The sequence below is a fragment of the Microbacterium sp. SL62 genome (genome assembly GCF_026672635.1).
GTDB classification, from domain to species: Bacteria; Actinomycetota; Actinomycetes; order Actinomycetales; family Microbacteriaceae; genus Microbacterium; species Microbacterium testaceum_A.
This window is the reverse complement of record NZ_JAPPRM010000001.1, coordinates 3,025,353-3,048,329: the sequence shown is the minus strand read 5'-3', so window position 1 is coordinate 3,048,329 and position 22,977 is coordinate 3,025,353. Positions and strand designations below refer to the sequence as shown.

Below are 22,977 nucleotides of genomic sequence, written 5' to 3'. Positions count from 1 at the left end.
ACCCCGCCGTGCCCTGTGCCGGCGGGGTTTTCGCGTGTCCGAGGGGCGCCGCGCCTGCACGATCGTGCAACACGGCGTCATGCGGGAAGGTCCGTGCGCCCGATCGTGTTGTGCTGGAGGGCGCGCTTCGCGCCGACACTCCCGCGCCCGCACCGCGCGGTCCCCACATCACACACGTCTGGAACAGCCATGCCCCGTCGCCGTCTGACCGTCCTCGCCGCCACCCTGGGTCTGAGCGCCCTCGCTCTGACCGCCTGCAGTGGCGGCTCCACCGCAGCGAACCCCGACGCGGGAGCAGACCTCGGCCTCGTCTCGGGCGGCACGCTGACCGTGGCCACCGAGGGGACCTACCGTCCCTTCTCGTACCACGAGGGCGCGGGGGAGCTGACGGGCTTCGACGTCGAGATCGCGAAGGCGGTCGCCGACAAGCTCGGCCTGCAGGTGAAGTTCCAGGAGACCCAGTGGGACGCGATCTTCGCGGGCCTGGACGCCGGTCGCTTCGACGTCATCGCCAACCAGGTCTCGATCAACCCCGAGCGCCAGGAGAAGTACACCTTCAGCTCGCCGTACACCGTCTCGCGGGGTGTCATCGTGACCACCGACAGCGACAGCGCCATCTCGAGCTTCGCCGATCTGTCGGGCAAGACCACCGCCCAGTCGCTCACGAGCAACTGGTACGAACTCGCCACCTCGAGCGGCGCCCAGGTCGAGGCCGTCGAGGGCTGGGCCCAGGCGGTCGCCCTGCTCAAGCAGGGTCGCGTGGACGCCACGGTCAACGACCAGCTGACCTACCTCGACTACGAGAAGACGAACAGCCCCACGGGCCTGAAGATCGCGGCGACCACGGAGGACTCCTCCGAGAGCGCCTTCGCGTTCAAGAAGGGTCAGGACAAGCTGGCGGATGCCGTCGACGGTGCACTCGACGAACTGCGCGCCGACGGCACCCTCGCGTCGATCAGCGACAAGTACTTCGGGGCCGATGTCACGAAGTAACCCCTCGGAGTAAACCCCCGCGGATCATCCGCCTTCCCGCCGTAGCGTGGGAGGCGGATGATCCGCTCGCGCGTGAGGAAGGAGGCCCATGAACGACATCTGGACCCTGCTCGTCGACTCGTTCTGGCCGATGGTTCTGGCCGGGATCACGGGCACGATCCCGCTGTCCCTGGCCTCGTTCGCGATCGGTCTCGTGATCGCGCTGGCGATGGCGCTGCTGCGGCTGTCGCGGAACGCGGTGCTGTCGGGCGTCGCCCGGTTCTACATCTCGATCATCCGCGGCACGCCCCTGCTGGTGCAGCTGTTCGTGATCTTCTACGGTCTTCCCTCGCTCGGCCTCACGATCGATCCCTTCCCCGCAGCCGTCATCGCCTTCTCGCTGAACGTCGGCGGGTACGCGGCCGAGGTGATCCGCGCCGCGATCCTGTCGGTCCCGCGCGGGCAGTGGGAGGCGGCGCACACGGTGGGGCTCTCGCCGCGCAAGACGCTGACGCGCATCATCCTCCCGCAGGCCGCTCGCGTGTCGGTGCCGCCCCTGTCGAACACGTTCATCTCGCTCGTGAAGGACAGCTCGCTGGCATCCCTCATCCTCGTCACCGAGCTCTTCCGCCAGGCGCAGGCCATCGCGGCCTTCTCGTACGAGTTCATGGCGGTGTACCTCGAAGCCGCGCTGATCTACTGGTTGTTCTGCCTGGTGTTGTCGTTCGGGCAGAACGCCCTGGAAAAGAGGCTGGACCGCCATGTCTCCCACTGACACTGCCCCGCTGCTCGCCGTCTCGGGCCTGCAGAAGAGCTTCGGCACGAACCGCGTGTTGGACGGCGTTGACCTCGAGGTCCGCCGCGGCGACGTGCTCGTCCTGATCGGGCCCTCGGGCTCGGGAAAGACCACGGTCCTGCGCTGCCTGAACGGCCTCGAGACCCCGGATGCCGGTGTGGTGGCGTTCGACGGGGGACCGGTCGTGGACTTCTCGCGCAAGGTGTCCAAGAGCGACCGCACCGCCCTGCGCGATCGCTCGGCGATGGTCTTCCAGCACCACAACCTCTTTCCCCATCTGACGGTCATCCAGAACGTCATCGAGGGCCCCATCCAGGCGCACGGCGTGCCCAAGGCCGAGGCGATCGCCCGCGCCGAGACGCTGCTGGCGCGCGTGGGTCTGTCGGAGAAGCGCGACGCGTATCCGTCCGAGCTGTCCGGTGGCCAGCAGCAGCGCGTGGGCATCGTGCGCGCTCTGGCCCTGCAGCCCTCTCTGCTGCTGTTCGACGAGCCGACGAGCGCCCTCGACCCCGAGCTCGTGGGCGAGGTCCTCACCGTCCTGCGCGAACTCGCGAACGAGGGGTGGACGATGGTCATCGTCACCCACGAACTCGGCTTCGCCCGCGAGGTCGCCGACGAGGTCCTGTTCTTCGACGAGGGGGTCATCGTCGAGCGCGGTGCTCCGTCGGAGCTCCTGCGCCAGCCGAAGAAGGAGCGCACGCAGCGCTTCCTCAACCGGCTGCTGCGTCCCCTCGACGGGCCCGACCCCTCGGACGCCGATCACGCGTGACCTCCTGTCGGGCGGAGTAGCGTCGAGGCATGAGCCGCCTCGAGACCCTGCTCGGCATCGATCTCCCTCTCGTCCTCGGTCCCTTCGGCGGGCTGTCGTCGATCGCGCTGACGGCGGCGGTGAGCGACGGGGGAGGGCTCGGCTCATACGGCCTCTACGGGTATGCGCCCGGTCGCATCCGCGAGACCGTGGCGCAGCTGCGAGCGGCTACGCCGCGTCCCGTCGCGGTCAACCTGTGGCTCCCGCGCGGTGACGAGGTGGGTCCCGCCGACCTGGACGTGCGGCCGTTCCTCGACGCCGCGGCACCCCTGTTCGCCGCAGCCGGGGTCGAGGTGCCGGAACCCCCGGCATCCTTCCTCCCGCCGATCGCCGCGCAGCTCGACGCGGTCCTCGAGGCGCGTCCGGACGTGCTGAGCGTCGTCTTCGGGATTCCGGATGCCGACACCCTCGACGCCGCGAGGGAGCGCGGGATCCGCGTGATCGGCACCGCGACCACGGTCGCCGAAGCCGTCGCCCTCGAGGCGGCGGGTGTCGATGCCGTCGTCGCGACGGGTTCGGAGGCGGGAGGACACCGGGTGTCGTTCCTGCGGGGGGCGTCGTCGTCACTCGTCGGCACGTTCGCTCTCGTGCCGCAGGTCGTCGACGCCGTGGACATCCCCGTGATCGCGGCGGGCGGGATCGCCGATCGTCGCGGGGTGGCAGCGGCCTTCGCGCTCGGGGCGGAAGGCGTGCAGGTCGGGACCGCGTTCCTGCGCACCCGTCAGTCGGCGGCCACCGCGGCGCACCGCGAGGCGATCTCGGCGGCGGCCGACACCGACACGGTGCTCACGCGCGCCATGAGCGGGCGGCTGGCGCGTGGCATCCCGAACCGTGCCATGCGCGAGATCGAGGCCTCGGGCCTGATCGCCCCCTTCCCGGCGCAGAACTGGCTCACCGGGGTGTTCCGCGCCGCGGCGACGGCGCGCGGTGACGGCGATCTCGTATCGCTGGTGGGCGGGGCAGTCGGCGGGTCTGTCCCGTTTGGACGACGCCGCGGACGTCATCGACGAACTGCGGGCGGGCCTGCCCGGCTGACTCAGGCCGTGGGGCGGATCTCGAATCCGGATGCCGACTCCCCGGTGCCCTCGATCACGTCGACGTCGTCGACGCGGGCTCCGGCCGGTCCGTCGTGCGCCCAGGCGATCACCGTCTCGACGGCGTCGGGGTCTCCGGCGAGGAACGCCTCGACCGAGCCGTCGCGGCGATTGCGCACCCACCCGCCGACACCGAGCCGCTCGGCCTCTGCCCGGAGGGAGTACCGGAAGCCGACACCCTGGACGCGGCCGCTCACCGTCATCGTCGCCGTTCGCATCGGCCCATTCTCCCCGAGCGGCGGCCGATCCGCCGAGCGAGCGGTCTCAGCGGTCTCAGTGGGGGAGCACGAGCGAGACGGCGATCGCGCACATCACCACGGCGATGACGCCGTCGAGGACGCGCCACGCGCGGGGAGTGTCGAGCCAGCGGCCGAGGTACCGGGCCCCGTAGCCGAGCGCCGAGAACCACACGAGGCTCGCCGCGCACGCACCCGCCGCGAAGGCCCAGCGTCCGTCGCCGTGCGTCGAGGCGACCGATCCGAGCAGGAACACCGTGTCGAGGTAGACGTGCGGATTGAGCCAGGTCAGGGCGAGGCAAGTGAGCACGGCGGTGGCGAGGGTCGTTCGCGCCGGGCGCGTGCGTACTGTCGTGTTCCCGGCATCCCGAGCCGGAGGGGATGCCGGGGCGCCGGCGTCGAGGTGCAGTGTCGCGCCGCTGGGGCGCAGGGCGCGCCGGGCGGCGAGGAGGCCGTACCCGAGAAGGAACGCCGCCCCCGCCCATCGCACGACGACGATGAGCCACGGCACGGCGTTCAGCACCAGGCCGATGCCCGAAACCCCCAGCAGGATCAGAACCGCGTCCGAGACCGCGCAGACGGCGACGACGGCGAGCAGATGCTCGCGGCGGATGCCCTGTCGGAGGACGAAGAGGTTCTGCGCGCCGATGGCGATGATGAGCGAGAAGCCGAGGCCGAGGCCGGCGAGCAGAGGAGTGAGCACGTCTCGACGCTAGGGGGCTGATGTGCCGTAGGCCAGCTCAGGATTCTTCAGGAGCATTAGCATTCCTTCATGTCGATTCCCCTCGATCTCGCCCGCACCCTCGCGATCGTGGTCGAAGAGGGGACCCTGGATGCCGCAGCCCGACGCCTGCACGTCACCCCCTCGGCCGTGAGCCAACGCGTGCGGGCTCTCGAGGGCCAGCTTGGGCGGGTGGTCCTCGTGCGCAGCAAGCCCGTGCGCACCACCGAGGCCGGCGACGCGGTCGTGCGCCTGGCCCGACAGCTCGCCCTGCTCGAGCACGATGCCCTCGCCGCGATCGGCGCCGAGGGTGGGGCGGTGGCATCCGTGCCCCTCGCCGTCAACGCCGACTCGCTCGCGACCTGGTTCCTCCCGCCGCTGGCGCGCGTGGCGGAGCGGCGCGCCGTCGTCTTCGACCTCCACCGCGACGATCAGGACTTCACGGCGGGGCTGCTCGAGTCGGGGACGGTGATGGCCGCGGTGACCTCGCGCGAGGCCCCCGTCGCCGGGTGCCGTGTGCGTCCGCTCGGGGTGCTGAGGTACGAGGCGGTGGCCACCACCTCGTTCGCCGCGAGATGGTTCGCATCCGGCGTCGACGTCACGGCCCTGAGTGCCGCCCCCGTGGTCGACTTCGACCGGCGCGACGACCTGCAGACGCAGTGGCTCGCGCGCCGCGGGGTCCCCGCGGCGGCCCCGCCCCGGCACCGGGTCCCGGCATCCCAGGATTTCGCGACGGCCGTCCAGCTGGGACTCGGGTGGGGACTGCTTCCCGGATTCCAATCCGACGCGGCGCTGAGCGCGGGCGAGCTCGTGCGACTCGGCGACGACCCGATCGACGTCCCGCTCTACTGGCAGCAGTGGAACCTCACCTCGCCTCTGCTCGACGAGGTGGCCGACGAGGTGGTCGACGAGGGGCGCCGGATGCTCGCGGGCTGAGGTCAGTCGTCGCTGACGCTGAGTACGATCTTGCCGCGGGTGTGCCCGCGTTCGAGCTCGGTGTGCGCCGCGGCGGCGTCGTCGAGTTCGAAGACGTGCTCGACGTACACGCGCACCGCACCGGAATCGAGGAGGCGGGTGATCGTGGCGAGAGCCCCGCCGTCGGGGATCGTTTTGTAATCGGTGGAGCGGATGCCGCGCTCCGCGGCCGCCTCGCGGAAGCCGGGCCAGGCTCCGGTGGGCACCTCGATGAGGAGTCCGCCCGGGCGCACCACCTCGAGGGACCGCGTCCCCGTGTCGTCGGAGACGTTGCCGATCAGGTCGATCACGACGTCGACGTCGTCGACGACCTCTTCGAACCGTACGGAGGTGTAATCGATCACCTCGGCGGCCCCGAGCTCTCGAAGCCAGTCCAGGTTGCGCGGGGAACCCGTCGCGATCACGTGAGCCCCGAAATAGGCGGCGAACTGCACCGCGAAGTGGCCGACACCGCCGCTTCCCGCGTGCACGAGGATGCGCTGGCCCTGGTGCGCGAGGGCCGTCTCGACGACGATGCCCCACGCGGTGAGCGCGGCCACCGGAACCCCGGCGGCCTCGACGTGCGAGAGCGACGCCGGTTTGCGCGCGAGCGAGAGGGTGGGCACCACGACGTACTCGGCGTACGACCCGCTCGTGCGCGGCACGGTGGCCATGCCGTAGACCTCGGTGCCGACGGGGAAGGGGTGCGCGTCGAACGGTGCCCGCACGACCACGCCGCTCACGTCGAGACCCAGGACGGCGGGCCACGACGAGATCGCCCCGGACAGACCGCGCCCGGCGCGGGTCTTCGCGTCGATGGGATTGATCCCGGCGGCGACCACCCGGACCAGCACCTCGCTGAGCACCGGAACGGGCACGGCGACCTCCGCCATGCGGAGGGCGTCGGCCGCGCCCGGGGCGTCGAGGACCACCGCACGCATCGTCTCGGGCACCGGGGGGACGGGCTGGAGGGCGGTCTCGGGACGCGTCGATCGGAATCTCATCGGGCGCTCTCTCTCGCTGCGGTCGCTCCGCGGCGACCTCGCCGCGGTTCCCCACAGTCAACCCCGGGATTGTCTCGGCGGCGTTACGCCTCGGTCACCGTGTCGCGAAGCCCGAGTCCGCGGCATCCATCCCCGTCGTCCCGTGCGCAACAGTGAAGCCGCGGGCGCGGTCAGTCGCGGACGGGAACTTCGCCGACGGCGAGAGCGTGCAGCAGCGTGGAGAGGTGGCGGATGTCGTCGATCGTCCAGTCGGCGATCGCGTCGAACAAGCGACTCTCGTGAGGGGCGCGAGCTTCCGCGAGGCGCGCGTGGCCGACCTCGGTGACGGCGATGAGCCGCGAGCGGCGATCGGTGGGGTCCGGCGTGCGGGTGACGAGGCCGAGGTCTTCGAGCTCGGTGATCGAGCGGCTGAGGAACCCCTTGTCGGCGGCCAGGCGCTCGGCCAGGGCCGAGAGGGTGAGCGGACCGAAGCGGCTGACGACCGAGAGGGCCTTGAACGTCGCCGGCAGCATTCCCGGGCTCACGCGTTCCGCCGCCTCGGAGACGAAGCGGCGGAACACGGTCATGAGCTCGGAGAACGACGATTCCAGGGCCTGTACGGCCTCGCGGCGCTCGTCGTCCTTATCGCTCGTCACGTCAGCCATCCTCTCCCATCTCGGCCTCACGGCGTGCACGGCGCGGGGAGCCGGCATCCTGTGTCGGGATGGTGCCGGTGGCGGAGAGCGTCGCCATGGCCTCGGGGACGGACACGGTGGCGAAGTCGGCCTCGCTCGCGGCGACGCGCTCGGTGGTCGTCATGCGGGTCAGGGGGCGGTTCGGCAGGAACAGGATCGCGATGAGGCTCACCACCGCGACGGGCACCGCGATGAGGAACGAGTGCGCGATCGACTGGGCGTAGATGTCCTCGACGATGACGCGCACCCCCTCGGGGAGAGCCGAGACCTGGGGGATGGCTCCCGACTGCAGGTTCTGCGCGACCGCGGCTCCGTCGGCGCCGAGGGCCACGATGGCGGCCTTCAGGTCGGCGGCGCGGTCGGTGAACAGGCTCGTCGCCATGCTCGCCAGGGCCGCACCCATCACCGAGACGCCGATCGTGCCGCCGAGGCTGCGGAAGAACGTCACGCCCGAGCTCGCGGCACCCATCTGCGACGGGTTGGCGGTGTTCTGCACGATGAGCACGAGGTTCTGCATCGTCATGCCGACACCGGCGCCCAGCAGGGCCATGTAGAGCGAGACGAGGGCGAAGTTGGTGTCGTAGTGGATGGTCGACAGCAGGAACGTGCCGGCGATCAGCAGCACGCCGCCGGCGATGAGGAACGGCTTCCAGTGGCCGAAGCGCGAGATGAGCGCACCGACGACGATCGACGAGATGAGCAGGCCGCCGATCATGGGGATGGTCATCACGCCGGCCTCGGTGGGCGTGGCGCCACGTGCCATCTGCATGTACTGGCTGAGGAACACCGAGGTGCCGAACATCGCCAGGCCCGTCGCGATCGACGCGATCGTGGCGAGGGTGAAGGTGGCGTCGCGGAACAGCGTCAGCGGCACGAGGGGCTCGGAGGAGCGCAGCTCGACGACCACGAAGAGGATCGCGGCCACGACGGCCCCGCCGACCATGAGGACGGTCTCGGTGCTGGCCCACTCGAAGGTGCTGCCGGCGTTGGTGACCCAGATGAGCAGCAGCGACACGGCGGCCGAGAGCAGCACGATGCCGAGGTAGTCGATCTTGACCGTGCGGGCGGCACGGGCGGGCAGGTGCAGCGTGCGCTGCTGGATCAGCAGGGCGGCGACGGCGAAGGGGAGGGCGACGAAGAAGTTCCAGCGCCATCCGAAGGCGTCGGTGATGACACCGCCGAGCAGGGGGCCACCGACCGTGGCGACGGCCATCACCGCGCCGAAGAGGCCCATGTACCGGCCGCGCTCGCGCGGGCTGATGATGTCGGCCATGATCACCTGGCTGAGGGCGGCGAGTCCGCCGGCGCCGAGACCCTGCACCGCGCGGAAGCCGATCAGCATGTCGGTGTTCTGCGAGAAGCCGGCGGCCGCGGTGGCGAGCACGAAGATCGCGATGGCGATCTGAATGAGGACCTTGCGGTTGAACAGGTCGGCGAGCTTGCCCCAGATCGGGGTGGAGATCGCGGTCGTGAGCAGGGTCGCGGTGATGACCCAGGTGTACGCGTTCTGGTCGCCCGACAGGTCGTGCACGATGACCGGCAGCGACGTCGAGACGACGGTCGAGGCGAGCATCGACACGAAGGTGCCGAGCAGCAGGCCAATGAGGGCCGGGAGGACGCGCCGCTGGGCGGGCGCCTCGAGAGAAGAGGTTGTCATGCGGGAGCTCCACGAAAGGGGACGGATGCCGCGACGACGATGGCGCGATTAGTTGACTGATGTCAACGATACGCCTAATGATTGACTTGCGTCAACCATTAATCGAGGAGAGCGAGAGCGCGATACCTCTCCGTGGGCTCCGGACGGGCCGGTTCGGGGCGCGGCCGGCGCGCCTCCATCGTGCGGCGGTAGAGCTCGTCGATGAGCGAGGTCGCGAGGCCCACGAGCTTGGCGATCTCGCGGTCGTCTCGATCGATCCACTGGCACCGCGGTTCGTCGTGCAGGGGGACGAAGCCGTCGTGCTGCTCCCAGGCGACGAGGGTGCGCTCGGCGCCCAGCACGTGCTGCTGCCACCAGATCTGACGCATGTAGGTCTTCGGGATCGAGCGCCACGCCTTGTTCGTCGTCTTGATCTCGGCGAGCACGATGCGGCCCTCGCCGTCGACGACGACACCGTCGGGGGTTGCGAGATGACGCTTCTCGACGACCGCGTGATACAGCGCGGAGGAGGGGCGGATGCCGTGGGTCGCCGCCACCCACGCGGCGATCTCGGGCTCGCGACGCCGACCGTGAGCCGTGAAGGCGTTGCCCGAGAAGTTCGAGCCCATGAGCTTGGCATCCGCTGCCCGTGCGATGGCGTTGGGGCTGGTCAGCGTGGCGACGTCGGTCGCGGTGATGCCCCGGCTGCGCGCGCGGATCCAGGCGACGCGATCGCGCGAGTCCGCGACGATGCGGGCGTCGAGGTCGGCGCTACGCGATGCGACGAGCTCGGGGGACATGCGTTCGACCCTAACCCCGCTCGCCCGTGGAGCGCATGCGAGGCGCGGCGCGTCGGCATCCGGGGTCTTGTGCGACAGGTAAGGGTGACCTAAGTTGTCTGCATGGGTTCGGAATCGTCCTCTCTGCGCCGCCCCGACGGGGGACTCTGGCGCGACCTGGAGGGGGCCGTCCTGCTCGGCGGCGACGCCCGGAACGTCGCCGAGATGCGTCGGATCGCCGCGGCGCTGTCGCCCCATGTGCACGCGACAGTGCTGGTCGAGGTGTGCGGCACGGCGGAGATTGGACCGTTCGACACCGGGGCCGGCCGGGTGAGCTGGCTGGACCGGACGCTCGACGGCGAACTGCGCCCGCGCGGCGAGCGGCTGGCACAGGCGATCCACGCGTGGTGCGCCGAGTGGGCCTGCGGAGACGCCCCCCTCTGCACGGTGTGGCTCGGCGCCCGCACGCCCTCGCGCATCGTGCGCATGACCCGCGCCCTGCTGCCCGAGCCCCGCGTCTCCTGACCCGGCGCCCCGCTGGGGTGTCGTCGCCGTCGCCGGGCCGCCGCCGCCGCCGGCAAGCGGTCGCCGAGGACGCATTCGTCTGCCGACGACGTACCGCTTCGTCCCTCAACGGGTGCGTCCTGGGTAATCGAATGCGTCTTCGGTGGCGTGCGCCGCTCCTGCACAGGGACGGGCCTGTGGAGAGCGCGCCCGGAGGGATCGTCGAGGAGGGCAGGGTGGGCGGATGCCTGTGGAGTCGAAGGTCGTCGTCGCGCGACGGTCCCTGTTCACGCGCGCCGAACTGCGCGATCGTGGAGTGTCGGAAGCGGAACTGAAGACGGGCGGCGACCGGGCGGCGTGGACGCGCATTCAACCCGGCGTGTACGTCGCGCGCGACGAGTGGGCATCTGCGCGGCCCGTCGACCGCCATCGCCTCGCCGTGCTGGCGGCGCTCGACAGGGCACGCGGTGCGGAGGGCGTCGTCTCCCACCTTTCCGCTGCGGTGCTCCATGGTCTTCCGCTGTACCGATTCCGGGAGCAGCGCGTGCAGATGGTGGTCCCCCGCTCTGCGCACCCGCCCAGCGGGTCATACGTCCGCCGGCACACGGATGCTCTGAGCGAGGACGACGTCGTCGAGGTCGACGGCATCCGGTGCACCTCGATCCAGCGGACGGTGTTCGACGTCTCTCGGACCGAGACGCGTGAGATGGCCCTGTCGTGTGTCGACGGGGCTCTTCGTCGCTTCGCGGTGGAACGCCGGCGGTTTCGTGCCGATGTGCAGGACGACTGGCGTGAGCGCCTGCGGGAGCGGGTCGCCCGCGCGCGGGGGCAACGGGGTGTGCGTGACGCGAGCTGGGTCGTCGAGTTCGCCGACGGTCGTGCGGAGCTGCCCGGAGAGAGCGTGAGTCGTCTCCAGTTGTACCGGCTCGGCTTCCGTGACCTCGATCTGCAGGTGGCCGTCGCCGGGCCGCGAGGTTCGGACTACTTCGTCGATATCGGGCTGCGTCAGGTCCGCACATTCTGGGAGTTCGACGGAGAGGTGAAGTACCGCGACGTCGCGATGAGGCAGGGGCGCTCGATCGAGGACGTGGTGCTCGACGAGAAGCGGCGCGAAGACTGGATCCGGGGCGTCACGCAATGGCGGCTGTGCCGCGGGGGCTTCGCGGACATCGCGACACCGGAGACGCTTGCTGCGCGCCTGTCCGCTTTCGGTGTGCATCCGCCGCGGTGACTCCCCGGCGGTCGGCGACGCCGCCGTCAGGACGCACTCGTCTGACGAAGGTGCATTCGTTTGCGGGCGAACGGGTGCGGCCTCGACGATCGGGTGCGGTCCCGACGCTCGGGTGCCGTCACGGGCGGGCGGCGAGGGGCGCGGAGTGGCGAGGGCGTGGGGGATCGGGTACAGTGGGGTTCAAGCCAAAGACCGTCGGTCATCGTCGTGCTCGCACGTCGATCGAAGCGTCTGCTGAAAAGCAGGGGACCTACGCAGGTAAACGAATCTCTCCCGAGCTCCGTGCGCCTGCGCCGGAGCTCTTCTTTTTGTCCAGACCCCGGTGTCTTCGGCTGGCGCCCCGTCATCGCGGAGCGCCTCGTACCCATCAAGGAGTGACCATGGCGCAGAAGGATGCATCGGTCGCCGAGCTCACGAAGAACTTCGAGAACTCGAACGCCGTCCTGCTGACCGAGTACCGCGGTCTGACGGTTGCCCAGCTCAAGCAGCTGCGCAACAACATCCGTCAGGACGCGGACTACGCCGTGGTGAAGAACACGCTGACCAAGATCGCCGCGAACAACGCGGGGATCACGGCGCTCGACGACGACCTCAAGGGTCCGTCGGCCGTGGCGTTCGTGCACGGTGACTTCGTCGCCACCGCTAAGGCTTTGCGTGACTTCGCCAAGGCGAACCCGCTTCTCGTGATCAAGGGCGGCGTCTTCGAGGGCAACGCCCTCAGCGCCGCCGAGGTCGACAAGTACGCCTCCCTGGAGAGCCGCGAGGTTCTGCTGGCAAAGGCCGCGGGCATGATGAAGGCGACGATGGGCAAGGCTGCGGCCACCATCGACGCCCTCCGCGAGAAGCTGGAGACCGCCGAGGCTGCCTGAGCCCCGCACGGTCTTCACCCCACAAACCCCACCTATTAGGAGAAACATCATGGCGAAGCTCACCACTGACGAGCTGCTCGACCAGTTCGCTGGTCTGACCCTTGTCGAGCTCAGCGAGTTCGTGAAGGCGTTCGAGGAGAAGTTCGACGTCACCGCTGCCGCTCCGGTCGCCGTTGCCGGCGCTGCCGGTGGCGCGGGCGCCGCAGAGGCCGAGGAAGAGAAGGACTCGTTCGACGTCATCCTCGAGGCTGCCGGCGACAAGAAGATCCAGGTCATCAAGACGGTCCGCGAGCTCACCTCGCTCGGCCTCGGCGAGGCCAAGGCTGTCGTCGATGGTGCTCCCAAGGCCGTGCTCGAGGGCGCGAACAAGGAAGCCGCCGAGAAGGCCAAGGAGGCCCTCGAGGCTGCCGGCGCCACGGTGACCCTGAAGTAATCTCGCTTCGAGCGGTCGCTTCATCGCGATAAACGAAGGCCCGGATGCCATGGCATCCGGGCCTTCGTCGTTTCTCGTGAGCGTCGGGAGCGGTCGGCCGATCGGGGGCCCGGCGACCGGACGGGTGTGAGACCCGGTTTCATGCGACGAGACACCGATGTTCACCTGATCGAAATAAAGAAGTCTGGGAAAAGGGTATGGGGATCGTTTACGGTCGTTGAGACCCCCCGTCGATTCCCCCACCGCCGACGTCGCCTTGCGCGCGCCGGTACTTGGAGACCCATGCCTTCCGATGCTTCGCGCGTGTCCGCACGCCGTTTCACCACCGCACTGAGCGCCGCCCTCGGCGTCGCCCTCTTCGGCTCAGCGATCGTGCCGCTCCCGGCTTCGGCCGCCGTCGGCTCGAAGGTGGTGATCAACGAGGCCTACCTGAAGGGCGGGAGCGCCGGCGCCTTCTTCAACCAGAAGTTCGTCGAGCTGTACAACGCGGGCGACACCGCGCAGGACCTGAGCGGGTGGTCGCTCCAGTACCGCTCCGAGTCGAGCTCCTCCGTTCCCACCGCAGCGAATACGCAGCGGCTCAGCGGCTCGATCGATGCCGGCGGCTACTATCTGATCGGCTTGCCGGGCAACGGAACGCCCCCAGCCGGCGCGGCTCTTCCCGCCACCGACCTGACGAGCACGCTCAACCCGGGGGGCACCTCCGGTCAGCTCTTCCTCGCCAACGTGCCCGAACCCCTAGCCGTTCCGTCGGGCTCCGTCGCGGACGCTCAAGTCGTCGACTTCCTCGGATATGGCAACGGCATCTCGTTCGAGACGGCTCCCGCGATCGTCGACGGGGCCAACAGCAAGCCCAACGCTCTCGTCCGCACCGATTTCGTCGACACCAACGACAACTCGAAGGACTTCACCAACACCACGACGGTCACGCCGCAGGGCTCCGGCCGGACCACGCCCACCCCCGACCCGTCGGGCTCGGCATCGCCGTCGCCCTCGCCGTCCGCCTCGGTGACACAGACGCCCCCGGTCACGCCGGGCGCGGTCGTCCCGATCAGCGAGATCCAGGGCACCGGAGCCACCACGCCGCTCGCCGGCCAGACCGTCACCACGCGCGGCATCGTGACCGCCGCGTACCCGACCGGCGGCTACAACGGCTTCTTCATCCAGACCCCGGGTACCGGTGGCGAGATCGATCCGAAGACGCACACGGCATCCGACGCGATCTTCGTCTACGGCTCGGCCGCGACCGCCACGGTCGCGATCGGTCAGCACGTCGAGGTGACGGGAACCGCTAACGAGTTCTCGGGCCAGACGCAGATCTCCGCCGAGCCCGCGGGGGTGAGCGTGCTCACCGAGCAGGCCGCCGCCGTGCAGCCCGCCAAGATCTTGTGGCCGAAGACCGACGAGGAGCGCGAGCGCTTCGAGGGCATGCTCCTCGCGCCGCAGGGCGACTTCACCGTCACGAACTCGTACTCGACCAACCAGTACGCCGAGGTCGGCCTCGCTGCCGGCACCATGCCGCTGCGCACCCCCACCGACGTCGCGCGGCCGGGCACCCTCGATTACGACGGAGCCGTCGCCGACAACGCCGCCCGCGGCGTCGTCCTCGACGACGGTGCGTCGATCAACTTCCTGAACGACGCCAACAAGGGCATCCCCCTGCCGTACGTGTCGCTGACGAAGCCCGTGCGCGTGGGCGCTGCGACGACGTTCACGAAGCCGGTCATCCTCGACTACCGCAACAACACCTGGAAGTTCCAGCCGACGCAGCAGCTCACGGTGGACAACGCGAAGGACGTGCAGCCGGCGACCTTCGCGAACACCCGCACCACGGCACCCGCGCCGGTCGGCGGCGATCTGAAGATCTCGAGCTTCAACGTCCTGAACTACTTCACCACCACCGCCGCGAGCGTCAACTGCACCTCGGTGTACAAGGACCGCGCGGGCAACCCGGTCACGGCGAACACGTGCCCCGCTCCCGGCCCTCGCGGCGCCGCGAACGACGAGAACCTCACGCGCCAGCAGGACAAGATCGTCGCCGCCATCAACGGTCTCGGTGCCGACGTCGTCTCGCTCGAAGAGATCGAGAACTCCGCGAAGTTCGGCAAGAACCGCGACGCGGCGCTGTCCACCCTGGTCGGTGCCCTCAACGCCGCGCTCGGTTCGGAGCAGTGGGCCTTCGTCCCCTCGCCCGCGGCCCTGCCCGCGACCGAGGACGTGATCCGCACGGCCTTCATCTACAAGAAGGGCGTGGCCGCTCCCGTCGGCGACAGCGTCATCCTCGACGACGCCGCCTTCCGCAACGCACGCCAACCGCTCGCGCAGGCGTTCGCCCCGGTCGCGTTCCCGGATGCCAAGATCCTGGCGATCGTGAACCACTTCAAGTCGAAGGGCGACAGCGACCCCAAGGCGACGGGCGACAACGCCAACGGCATCCAGGGTGCGTTCAACGGCGATCGGGTGCGTCAGGCGGAGGCCCTCGGGAACTTCGCGAAAACCCGCTCGGCCGCGGTCGGCACCGACGACGTCTTCTTGCTCGGCGACTTCAACTCGTACTCGCAGGAAGACCCGATCCAGAAGCTGCGCGACTTCGGCTTCGAGCCGCTCGAGGCGGGCACCGGAAAGTACTCGTACTCGTTCAGCGGTCAGTCGGGTTCGCTCGATCACGTGCTGGCCTCGCCCTCTGCGCGCGAGCTGGTGACGGGCGCCGACATCTGGAACATCAACGCCGTCGAGGCCCTGGCCCTGGAGTACAGCCGCTACAACTACAACGCGCTGAACTTCTACGACACGACGCCGTACCGCTCCAGCGATCACGACCCGGTCATCGTGGGTCTCGACCTGTCTCCGACGACCCAGGTGAACCTGGTCGGCATCAACGATTTCCACGGTCGGATCGACGCCAACACCGTCCGGTTCGCCGGGACCGTCGAGCAGGTTCGCGCGCAGTACGGCGAGAAGAACTCGCTGTTCATCTCCAACGGCGACAACATCGGCGCCTCGGTGTTCGCCTCGTCGTACTTCGGTGACAAGCCGACCATCGACGTGCTGAACGCACTCGACCTCAGGGCCTCGGCCGCGGGGAACCACGAGTTCGACAAGGGCGCGAACGACCTCACCGGTCGTGTCGACGGTCTCGCCGACTTCCCGTACCTGGCCGCGAACGTCTTCACGGACGGCAAGCCTCTGCTGCAGGAGTACGCGATCTTCGAGGTCGACGGTGTGCGCGTCGGCGTCATCGGAGCCATCACGGAGTCGACCCCGACGCTGGTCACGCCCAGCGGCATCCAGGGGATCGAGTTCCGCGAGCCCGTCGCCGAGGTGAACCGCGTCGTCGCCGAGATCGACGACCAGGTCGACGTGATCGTCGCCCAGTACCACGAGGGCTCCGGTGCCGGTCAGGCCACGACGACTCTCGAGCAGGCCGTCGCCGCCGGGGGACCGTTCGCGAAGATCGTGAACGAGACCTCTCCCGAGGTGGATGCCATCTTCACCGGCCACACGCACCAGCTGTACGCGTGGGACGCGCCGATCCCGGGCCGTGAGGGCACGCGCCCGATCGTCCAGACGGGCAACTACGGCGAGAACGTCGGTCAGATCGTGCTCGACGTCGATGCGCAGGGCGACGTGGTCAATCACACCGCGCGGAACGTCGCGCGCCTCGGAGGCAAGGACGCGGCCGTCAACGCGGCTCTCGACGCGGAACTCGTCCGCACTTACCCTCGTGTCGCGAAGGTGGACGGGATCGTGAAGGCGGCCCGTGCCGAAGCCGACGTGGTCGGACAGAAGCAGGTGGGTTCGGTCAGCGCCGACATCACCACGGCCTTCAGCGGCGGCGCGTACGTCGACGGCGTCTACACCGGTGGCACGCGCGGCGACCGGACGAAGCAGTCGGCTCTCGGCGGGCTCGTGGCCGACGCGCTGCTGGACTCGCTGGACGACGCCGACCGAGGCGGTGCCGAGATCTCGTTCGTCAACGCGGGCGGCCTGCGCGACGAGCTGCTCTACGGGACCGACGGCGGTGTGATCACGCTCGCCGAGGCGAACGCGGTCCTGCCCTTCCTGAACAACCTGTGGACCACGACCCTCACCGGGGATCAGGTGCGTCAGGTCCTCGAGCAGCAGTGGGGCGACTTCTCGAAGCGCGCCGACAACGCGAACCTGTCGCTCGGTGTTTCGGAGAACCTCCGCTACACCTACGACGCGGCGCTCCCCGCGGGGCAGCGCATCACCGGAGTCTGGATCGACGGCGTCCCCGTCGACCCGGCGAAGGGGTACCGCGTGGGCTCGTTCAACTTCCTGCTCGGCGGAGGAGACAGCTTCTCGGTCTTCGCGAAGGGAACCGACACGCGCGACTCCGGTCTCATCGACCGCGACGCGTGGATCCAGTACCTGAGCGAGAGCCCGGGACTGACCCCCGACTTCACCGCGCGCGGCGTGCAGGTGTCGGGTGCCCGCGCCGCGGCACCGGGGACCGATCTCACGGTGACCGTGTCGAACCTCGACCTCACCTCGCTCGGCGCGCCGGCGAACACGACGCTCGACGCCTCGTTCGGCGCCGAGACGGTGTCGCCCCGCGCGACGGCCCGGACGATGGCCCTCGCCGCCCCGTCGGCGCGGATCGCGGCGCTCGCCGCGCCCGCAGCGACCAGCGTCGCGGTGGTCGACGGCTCGGCGACCGTCACCGTGGGCGTGCCCGCGGACGCCGTCGGGACCCTGCAGCTGCGCCTGACCGCGCAGCCCACCGGGACCGCCGTGGTGGTGCCCGTGCAGGTGACCGCAGCCGGTGACGGTGCGGGCACCCCCGGTGCGGGCGCGGGCCAGGGACAGAACGGGTCCGGTCAGGGCTCGGCGTCCGGCTCGCTGCCGACGACGGGCGCCGACACGACGTGGATGGGTGCGGGCGTGCTCGCCGCGCTCGCGCTGCTGGGGCTCGGCCTCGTAGCCCGCCGACGGGCCACGCGTCGCGCTGACTGATCAGTGAGAGAAACGGGACCCCGGATGCCACGGCATCCGGGGTCCCGTCTTTTCAGGACACGCGCGGGGGAGCGGTGGAGGCGCGGACGACGAGCCGGGTCTCGGCCTCGGTCCGCCAGGCCGGTTCGCCGGTCCCCTCGATCATCGACAGGAGCAGGCGGGTCGCCTCGACACCCTGCGCCTGCGGGAACTGCTCGATCGTGGTGAGGGAGAACATCTCGGCGTAGTCGTGACCGTCGATCCCGACGACGCTGAGCTCGGTGGGGACCGAGATTCCCATCCGCCGCGCGGCGATGATCACGCCGATCGCGACCTCGTCGCAGGCGGCGACCACGCCGGTGGGACGCGAGGCCGCGTCGGCCAGGAACGAGGCGGCGGCCGCGTACGCGTCGGTGATCGTGAGGGTGGAGGGCACGCTGCGGATGCGGACGGCCAGATCGTGGTCGTTCATCGCGTTCCGGTATCCGATCGAGCGCTCGTCGACGTCCTTGGCGGGAGCGTCGCTGCGGGGGGTACTGCCGACGAAGGCGATGTCGGTGTGTCCGAGTGCGATGAGGTGCTGCGTGATGATGCGCGTGATCGCGATGTTGTCGAGACCGAGGGTGGGCACACCGCTGAGGGCGTTGCCGATGCTCACCACCGGCTTGCCGATGTTCGCGAGGCGTTCGAGGTCGGCGTCGTCCGGCTCGAGGGCGACGGCGATGATGCCGTCGAACCGCTTGCGGGCCAGGTACGTGGAGTACAGGCTCTCGCGGTCGTTGGATCCCGGCTCCGCCACGTAGAGGGTGACGTCGTAGCCGAGGGGGATGAGGGTGCGTTCGACCCCTTCGACGATGGACCCGAAGTACCAGCGGTTCACCTTCGGCACGATCAGGGCGATCGTGCGGGTGCGCCCCGTCGCGAGGCTCACCGCGCTCGTGGAGGGGACGTAGCCGAGGGATGCCGCGGCGTCGGTGACGCGTTGACGAGTGAGGTCGGAGACATAGCCGCCGCCCGTGAGAGCGCGGCTTGCCGTCGACTTGGACACGCCGGCCAGGCGTGCCACATCGGCGATTCCGCTCATGCCGTGATCTTCCTCGTGATGCGTCGACGTCCGTGTCGACGTCGAAAAGAGTATCCGAGAATCACCCAAAGTGGAACCGGTCCCGGCCCGGTATGCCGGTGAGTTTCCGCGTCTTTCCGCTAGTTATCCGTTCGTGACCTGCGGCCGGTTGCAAGTCTTGTGGATTGGCTCTACGGTTGCCTGGAATCGGTTCCCGACGGGATCCGGTGCACCAAGACACTCAAAGAGGAGAGACCACATGGGTATGTCACAGCGGTACCGCCTGCTGGCGCCCGTCGGGCTGTTGGCGGTCGGTGCGATCGCTCTCGCGGGCTGCGCCGAAGGCGACAGCGGCGGCACGAGCGGTTCCGGAGGCGAGACGACCGTCCGCATCTCCGGCGGCATCACCGGTAGCGAGGCCGACCTGCTGAACCAGTCGTTCGACCAGTTCACCAAGGACACCGGCATCAAGGTCGTCTACACCGGCGACAAGAGCTTCGAGGGCAACATCGTCACCAAGGTGACCGGTGGCGACGCCCCCGACATCGCGATCGTCCCCCAGCCGGGTCTGCTCAAGACCCTCATCGGCACGGGCGACGTGAAGAAGGCGTCCGACACCGTGTCGTCGAACGTCGACCAGTACTGGGGCGAGGACTGGAAGTCCTACGGCAGCGAAGACGGAACGTTCTACGCCGCACCCATGCTCGCCAACCTCAAGGGCTACGTCTGGTACTCGCCGGCGAAGTTCAAGGAGTGGGGCGTCGAGGTCCCCAAGACGCTCGACCAGCTGATGACCCTCACGGCGACCATCCAGCAGAAGACCGGCGCCGCTCCGTGGTGCGCGGGCTTCGCCTCGGGTGACGCCTCGGGCTGGCCCGGCACCGACTGGATCGAGGACATGGTCCTGCGTCAGTCCGGCCCCGACGTCTACGACCAGTGGGTCGCCAACGAGGTCAAGTTCACCGACGCACCGATCAAGGAGGCCTTCGAGGCCACCGGCAAGATCCTCCTGAACCCGTCGTACGTCAACGCCGGCTTCGGTGACGTCAAGAGCATCAACTCGGTCGCCTTCGCCGACGTGGCCGCCAAGGTCGCCGACGGCAGTTGCCCGATGACCCACCAGGCGTCGTTCCTGTCGTCCAACTTCCTCACGGTCAAGAACGCCTCGGGCGGCGACGTCAAGGTCGCACCCGACGGTGACGTCTACGCCTTCCTGCTCCCCGGCGTGACCGAGGGCAAGCTGGCGGTCGAGGGTGGCGGCGAGTTCGTCACCACGTTCTCGGACGACGCGAACGTCCAGAAGGTCGCCGAGTTCATGTCGACCCCCGACTTCGCCAACGCCCGCGTCAAGCTCGGCGGCGTGATCTCGGCCAACAAGGGCGCCGACCCCTCGCTCGCCTCGAGCGAGTTCCTGCAGGAGGCCATGAAGGTCGTCCAGGACCCGAACACCACGCTGCGTTTCGACGCGTCGGACCTCATGCCGGCGACCGTCGGCTCGGGCTCGTTCTGGAAGGGCATGGTCAGCTGGATCGACGGTACGCCGACCGACCAGGTGCTGAGCGACATCCAGACCGGTTATAACAACTAACCGCCCGCTGCACCACCGATGGGCCGCCCGCCACGCGGGCGGCCCATCCGGGTCCATACTTCTAATCCGCCCGCACGCACCACACGGGCACTCAACGATGAGCACGAAGGCGTGTTCGGGAGGGACGTCATGACCGATATCAAGAACGCGGAGAAGGCGCCGACGGCGTCACCTCCGCCGGGCGGACGAGCCGAGCGGCAGACGCGCGGCTCCGGCGCACGCAATCGGACCACCATGCTCGTGGTCCTCGTAGGGCTCATCCTCGCGGTGGCGCTCTTCCTCTTCATGGTGACGCGGGCCCCCGCCGACACCAAGCCGACCACCATCGGCTTCAGCCTCAACAGCTTCTTCATCTGGCTTGGTGGCCTCAGCCCCCTCGTCCAGATCCCGCTCGTCGTGGTCGCGTTCGGCGCGGTCGTCGGGCTCCTGCTGCTGCTCATCGAGTACGCGCCCCGCTCCGGCAAGGGCTACTTCTGGCTGCGGCTCATCGCCTGCTTCGGCATCCCGATGCTCGCGTTCATGCTGCTGCGCCCGTACCAGAACGCCGTCATCTACGTCCTCGGCATCGCGATCCTCCTCGGGGCGATCCTCTTCTACGCCGACTACCGCTCGCGCCAGGGCGCGGGCTACCTGTTCCAGCTGATCCTGTTCGCGGCCCCCGCCTCGATCCTGCTGCTGCTCGGCCTGGTCTACCCGGCGATCACCACCTTCTTCCAGTCGTTCTTCGACAAGACCGGTGACAACTTCGTCGGTCTCGAGAACTACATCTGGACCTTCACGAACCCCGAGGGCTTCTGGTCTGTCATCAACACCCTCATCTGGGTGCTGCTGGCTCCCACCATCGCCACCGCGATCGGACTGGCCTACGCGGTCTTCATCGACCGCGCGGCGGGCGAGAAGTACCTGAAGGTGCTCATCTTCATGCCCTTCGCGATCTCGTTCGTCGGGGCCGGCATCATCTGGAAGTTCGTCTACGACTTCCGCCAGGGCGACCAGATCGGCGTCTTGAACGCGATCGTCACGGCCTTCGGCGGTCAGCCGGTCTCGTGGCTGGCCGCGTCGCCCCTGATCAACACCCTCCTGCTCGTCGTCGTCTTCATCTGGAGTCAGACGGGCCTGGCGATGGTCATCCTCTCGGCCGCCATCAAGGCGGTTCCGCCGGAGCAGAACGAAGCCGCCGAACTCGACGGGGCGAGCGCCTGGGAGCGTTTCATCAACGTCACCGTCCCCGGCATCCGGTCCTCGCTGATCGTCGTGCTGACCACCATCGCCATCGGCGCCCTGAAGATCTACGACATCGTCGCCGTCATGACCGGTGGGCGTAACGACTCGACCGTCCTCGCCTTCGAGATGGTCAATCAGCAGCAGCGTTTCCAGAGCTACGGGCACTCCGCGGCGCTGGCCGTGGTGCTGTTCATCTTCGTGCTGCCGCTGATCATCTTCAACGTGCGCCAGATCCGGAAGCAGAGGGAAGTGCGATGACCACCTCGACCGTGGTGATCGAACCCACCACCGACACCCGCTCCGCCCGCCAGGTGGCACGCGACACGCGCAAGCACGAGGCGATGGCGCGCAAGCGCCTCACCTCGAAGGGCGCGACGATCGCGGCCGTCGTGATCGCCTTCTTCTGGACGATCCCGACCTTCGGCCTCTTCGTCACCTCGTTCCGCCCGGGTTCCGACACCCAGTCGTCGGGGTGGTGGACGGTCTTCACCGACCCGTCGTTCACCCTGGAGAACTACCGCCTCGCGCTGACGTCGGGAGGGACCGCGCTCACGCTCGCGCAGTCGTTCCTGAACTCGTTGGCGATCACGATCCCGGTGGTGCTGTTCGCCCTCGCGGTCGCGTCGCTCATCGCGTACGCGTTCGCGTGGATCGATTTCAAGGGCCGCAACTTCTTCTTCATCTTCATCTTCGCGCTGCAGATCGTGCCGCTGCAGATGGCCCTCGTGCCCCTGCTGAGCCTGTTCTCGCGCGGTCTGACGATCAACGAAGTCACGATCTTCCCGGGCTTCGACCTGCGCGGCGTGGAGCACAGCTTCGCGACCGTGTGGATCGCGCACGTGATCTTCGCGATGCCGCTGGCCATCTTCCTGCTGCACAACTTCATCGCCGAGATCCCGGCCGAGGTGATCGAGGCCGCTCGTGTCGACGGAGCCGGCCACGGGCAGATCTTCTTCCGCCTCATCCTGCCGCTCGCGGCTCCCGCGCTCGCCTCGTTCGCGGTGCTCGAGTTCATCTGGGTGTGGAACGACCTGCTGGTGGCGACGATCTTCGCGCCATCGTCATCGTTGCCCCTCACCCAATCGCTCAACTCGCTGTCGGGTACCTGGGGCGACCAGTGGTTCCTCCAGTCGGCGGGAACGTTCATCTCGATCCTGGTTCCGCTGATCGTGTTCTTCCTCCTGCAGCGCTTCTTCGTGCGCGGCCTGCTGGCGGGTGCCACGAAGGGCTGAGCCCGTCACGACCCGAGGGGCGCGGCATCCGGAAGGGCGCCGCGCCCCTCGGCGTTCCCGGCGGGGCGCGGCGCCCGCCGCCGCTCAGATTCCGGGGCGCTGTGCGCCGACACGGACCCCGCGGCCCACAGAGCGAGCCCGCGGATGAACGCGATCCGCGCGTATGACGGGTTCTTCGTCGCGGGTGGCGTTATGCGTGGGGG

Annotated in this window: 19 protein-coding genes and 1 pseudogene; 13 read left to right on the top strand and 7 right to left on the bottom strand. The window is 69.1% G+C overall.

The genetic code is table 11. The features are described 5' to 3' along the window. Positions 1–189: 189 nt before the first annotated feature. The 4 genes and pseudogenes from OVA26_RS14605 to OVA26_RS14590 all read left to right on the top strand — a co-directional run bounded on the left by OVA26_RS14605 (position 190) and on the right by OVA26_RS14590 (position 3,611). A complete protein-coding gene (locus OVA26_RS14605; protein WP_056230359.1) occupies positions 190–993 on the top strand; it encodes an amino acid ABC transporter substrate-binding protein in 804 nt (267 codons plus the stop codon). Positions 994–1,081: 88 nt separating this feature from the next. Continuing rightward, positions 1,082–1,747: an amino acid ABC transporter permease gene (locus tag OVA26_RS14600; protein ID WP_268104602.1), complete on the top strand. Its 666-nt coding sequence runs from the start codon at positions 1,082–1,084 to the stop codon at positions 1,745–1,747. Further along, a complete protein-coding gene (locus OVA26_RS14595) occupies positions 1,734–2,537 on the top strand; it encodes an amino acid ABC transporter ATP-binding protein (protein ID WP_326493373.1) in 804 nt (267 codons plus the stop codon). Before OVA26_RS14600 ends, OVA26_RS14595 begins: the two co-directional genes overlap by 14 nt. 29 nt (positions 2,538–2,566) lie before the next feature. Next, positions 2,567–3,611, top strand: a pseudogene (locus OVA26_RS14590) (NAD(P)H-dependent flavin oxidoreductase). Between the two features lies 1 nt (position 3,612). Here the strand turns inward: OVA26_RS14590 and OVA26_RS14585 are convergent. Further along, positions 3,613–3,888 carry an acylphosphatase gene (locus tag OVA26_RS14585; protein ID WP_268104601.1) on the bottom strand — a complete coding sequence of 92 codons (276 nt, stop codon included), beginning with the start codon at positions 3,886–3,888 and terminating at the stop codon, positions 3,613–3,615. A 55-nt stretch (positions 3,889–3,943) separates the two neighbouring features. Beyond that, positions 3,944–4,609 carry a LysE/ArgO family amino acid transporter gene (locus OVA26_RS14580; RefSeq protein WP_268104600.1) on the bottom strand — a complete coding sequence of 222 codons (666 nt, stop codon included), beginning with the start codon at positions 4,607–4,609 and terminating at the stop codon, positions 3,944–3,946. A gap of 69 nt (positions 4,610–4,678) precedes the next feature. Between OVA26_RS14580 and OVA26_RS14575 the strand changes: the two genes are divergently transcribed. Next, positions 4,679–5,563 (top strand): LysR family transcriptional regulator ArgP, encoded by an 885-nt coding sequence (locus tag OVA26_RS14575; protein WP_268104599.1) that lies wholly within the window; start codon positions 4,679–4,681, stop codon positions 5,561–5,563. A 2-nt stretch (positions 5,564–5,565) separates the two neighbouring features. On the opposite strand, the gene OVA26_RS14570 is transcribed toward OVA26_RS14575, so the two are convergent. The 4 genes from OVA26_RS14570 to OVA26_RS14555 all read right to left on the bottom strand — a co-directional run bounded on the left by OVA26_RS14570 (position 5,566) and on the right by OVA26_RS14555 (position 9,695). Next, entirely contained in the window at positions 5,566–6,585 is a 1,020-nt protein-coding gene (locus OVA26_RS14570; RefSeq protein ID WP_268104598.1) for an NADP-dependent oxidoreductase, read from the bottom strand. 170 nt (positions 6,586–6,755) lie between these two features. After that, a complete protein-coding gene (locus OVA26_RS14565) occupies positions 6,756–7,229 on the bottom strand; it encodes a MarR family winged helix-turn-helix transcriptional regulator (RefSeq protein ID WP_056230333.1) in 474 nt (157 codons plus the stop codon). Further along, positions 7,222–8,916 (bottom strand): MDR family MFS transporter, encoded by a 1,695-nt coding sequence (locus tag OVA26_RS14560; RefSeq protein ID WP_268104596.1) that lies wholly within the window; start codon positions 8,914–8,916, stop codon positions 7,222–7,224. The genes OVA26_RS14565 and OVA26_RS14560 overlap by 8 nt, the downstream gene beginning before the upstream one ends. Positions 8,917–9,014: 98 nt before the next feature. After that, positions 9,015–9,695: a YqaJ viral recombinase family protein gene (locus tag OVA26_RS14555; RefSeq protein ID WP_268104595.1), complete on the bottom strand. Its 681-nt coding sequence runs from the start codon at positions 9,693–9,695 to the stop codon at positions 9,015–9,017. 102 nt (positions 9,696–9,797) lie between these two features. Here OVA26_RS14555 and OVA26_RS14550 point away from each other — a divergent pair, with 102 nt between their 5' ends. From OVA26_RS14550 to OVA26_RS14530, 5 genes are all read left to right on the top strand, one after another. Next, positions 9,798–10,199, top strand: a complete 402-nt coding sequence (locus OVA26_RS14550) for a hypothetical protein (RefSeq protein ID WP_268104594.1) — start codon at positions 9,798–9,800, stop codon at positions 10,197–10,199. 223 nt (positions 10,200–10,422) lie between these two features. After that, positions 10,423–11,409, top strand: a complete 987-nt coding sequence (locus tag OVA26_RS14545; RefSeq protein WP_268104593.1) for a type IV toxin-antitoxin system AbiEi family antitoxin domain-containing protein — start codon at positions 10,423–10,425, stop codon at positions 11,407–11,409. Positions 11,410–11,789: 380 nt separating this feature from the next. Then, entirely contained in the window at positions 11,790–12,278 is a 489-nt protein-coding gene (rplJ, locus tag OVA26_RS14540) for a 50S ribosomal protein L10 (protein ID WP_056230317.1), read from the top strand. Positions 12,279–12,327: 49 nt separating this feature from the next. Next, entirely contained in the window at positions 12,328–12,711 is a 384-nt protein-coding gene (gene rplL, locus OVA26_RS14535; protein ID WP_056230314.1) for a 50S ribosomal protein L7/L12, read from the top strand. 303 nt (positions 12,712–13,014) lie between these two features. Continuing rightward, positions 13,015–17,688 (top strand): ExeM/NucH family extracellular endonuclease, encoded by a 4,674-nt coding sequence (locus OVA26_RS14530; protein ID WP_268104592.1) that lies wholly within the window; start codon positions 13,015–13,017, stop codon positions 17,686–17,688. A 52-nt stretch (positions 17,689–17,740) separates the two neighbouring features. Here OVA26_RS14530 and OVA26_RS14525 read toward each other — a convergent pair whose 3' ends face one another. Next, a complete protein-coding gene (locus tag OVA26_RS14525) occupies positions 17,741–18,751 on the bottom strand; it encodes a LacI family DNA-binding transcriptional regulator (RefSeq protein ID WP_056230310.1) in 1,011 nt (336 codons plus the stop codon). 238 nt (positions 18,752–18,989) lie between these two features. On the opposite strand from OVA26_RS14525, the gene OVA26_RS14520 reads away from it, so the two are divergent. From OVA26_RS14520 to OVA26_RS14510, 3 genes are all read left to right on the top strand, one after another. Beyond that, on the top strand, positions 18,990–20,318 hold the full coding sequence (locus tag OVA26_RS14520; protein WP_056230307.1) for an ABC transporter substrate-binding protein: 1,329 nt from the start codon (positions 18,990–18,992) through the stop codon (positions 20,316–20,318). Between the two features lie 129 nt (positions 20,319–20,447). Continuing rightward, positions 20,448–21,800: a carbohydrate ABC transporter permease gene (locus OVA26_RS14515; protein WP_442786063.1), complete on the top strand. Its 1,353-nt coding sequence runs from the start codon at positions 20,448–20,450 to the stop codon at positions 21,798–21,800. Continuing rightward, positions 21,797–22,774: a carbohydrate ABC transporter permease gene (locus tag OVA26_RS14510; RefSeq protein WP_056230304.1), complete on the top strand. Its 978-nt coding sequence runs from the start codon at positions 21,797–21,799 to the stop codon at positions 22,772–22,774. Before OVA26_RS14515 ends, OVA26_RS14510 begins: the two co-directional genes overlap by 4 nt. Positions 22,775–22,977 lie beyond the last annotated feature (203 nt).

Excerpts from the sequence above, each read along its gene's own strand:
- OVA26_RS14605 (WP_056230359.1), top strand. The coding sequence starts at position 190 with ATGCCCCGTCGCCGTCTGACCGTCCTCGCCGCCACCCTGGGTCTGAGC.
- OVA26_RS14600 (WP_268104602.1), top strand. The coding sequence starts at position 1,082 with ATGAACGACATCTGGACCCTGCTCGTCGACTCGTTCTGGCCGATGGTT.
- OVA26_RS14595 (WP_326493373.1), top strand. The coding sequence starts at position 1,734 with ATGTCTCCCACTGACACTGCCCCGCTGCTCGCCGTCTCGGGCCTGCAG.
- OVA26_RS14585 (WP_268104601.1), bottom strand. The coding sequence starts at position 3,888 with ATGCGAACGGCGACGATGACGGTGAGCGGCCGCGTCCAGGGTGTCGGC.
- OVA26_RS14575 (WP_268104599.1), top strand. The coding sequence starts at position 4,679 with ATGTCGATTCCCCTCGATCTCGCCCGCACCCTCGCGATCGTGGTCGAA.
- OVA26_RS14570 (WP_268104598.1), bottom strand. The coding sequence starts at position 6,585 with ATGAGATTCCGATCGACGCGTCCCGAGACCGCCCTCCAGCCCGTCCCC.
- OVA26_RS14565 (WP_056230333.1), bottom strand. The coding sequence starts at position 7,229 with ATGGCTGACGTGACGAGCGATAAGGACGACGAGCGCCGCGAGGCCGTA.
- OVA26_RS14560 (WP_268104596.1), bottom strand. The coding sequence starts at position 8,916 with ATGACAACCTCTTCTCTCGAGGCGCCCGCCCAGCGGCGCGTCCTCCCG.
- OVA26_RS14555 (WP_268104595.1), bottom strand. The coding sequence starts at position 9,695 with ATGTCCCCCGAGCTCGTCGCATCGCGTAGCGCCGACCTCGACGCCCGC.
- OVA26_RS14550 (WP_268104594.1), top strand. The coding sequence starts at position 9,798 with ATGGGTTCGGAATCGTCCTCTCTGCGCCGCCCCGACGGGGGACTCTGG.
- OVA26_RS14545 (WP_268104593.1), top strand. The coding sequence starts at position 10,423 with ATGCCTGTGGAGTCGAAGGTCGTCGTCGCGCGACGGTCCCTGTTCACG.
- rplJ (WP_056230317.1), top strand. The coding sequence starts at position 11,790 with ATGGCGCAGAAGGATGCATCGGTCGCCGAGCTCACGAAGAACTTCGAG.
- rplL (WP_056230314.1), top strand. The coding sequence starts at position 12,328 with ATGGCGAAGCTCACCACTGACGAGCTGCTCGACCAGTTCGCTGGTCTG.
- OVA26_RS14525 (WP_056230310.1), bottom strand. The coding sequence starts at position 18,751 with ATGAGCGGAATCGCCGATGTGGCACGCCTGGCCGGCGTGTCCAAGTCG.
- OVA26_RS14520 (WP_056230307.1), top strand. The coding sequence starts at position 18,990 with ATGGGTATGTCACAGCGGTACCGCCTGCTGGCGCCCGTCGGGCTGTTG.
- OVA26_RS14515 (WP_442786063.1), top strand. The coding sequence starts at position 20,448 with ATGACCGATATCAAGAACGCGGAGAAGGCGCCGACGGCGTCACCTCCG.
- OVA26_RS14510 (WP_056230304.1), top strand. The coding sequence starts at position 21,797 with ATGACCACCTCGACCGTGGTGATCGAACCCACCACCGACACCCGCTCC.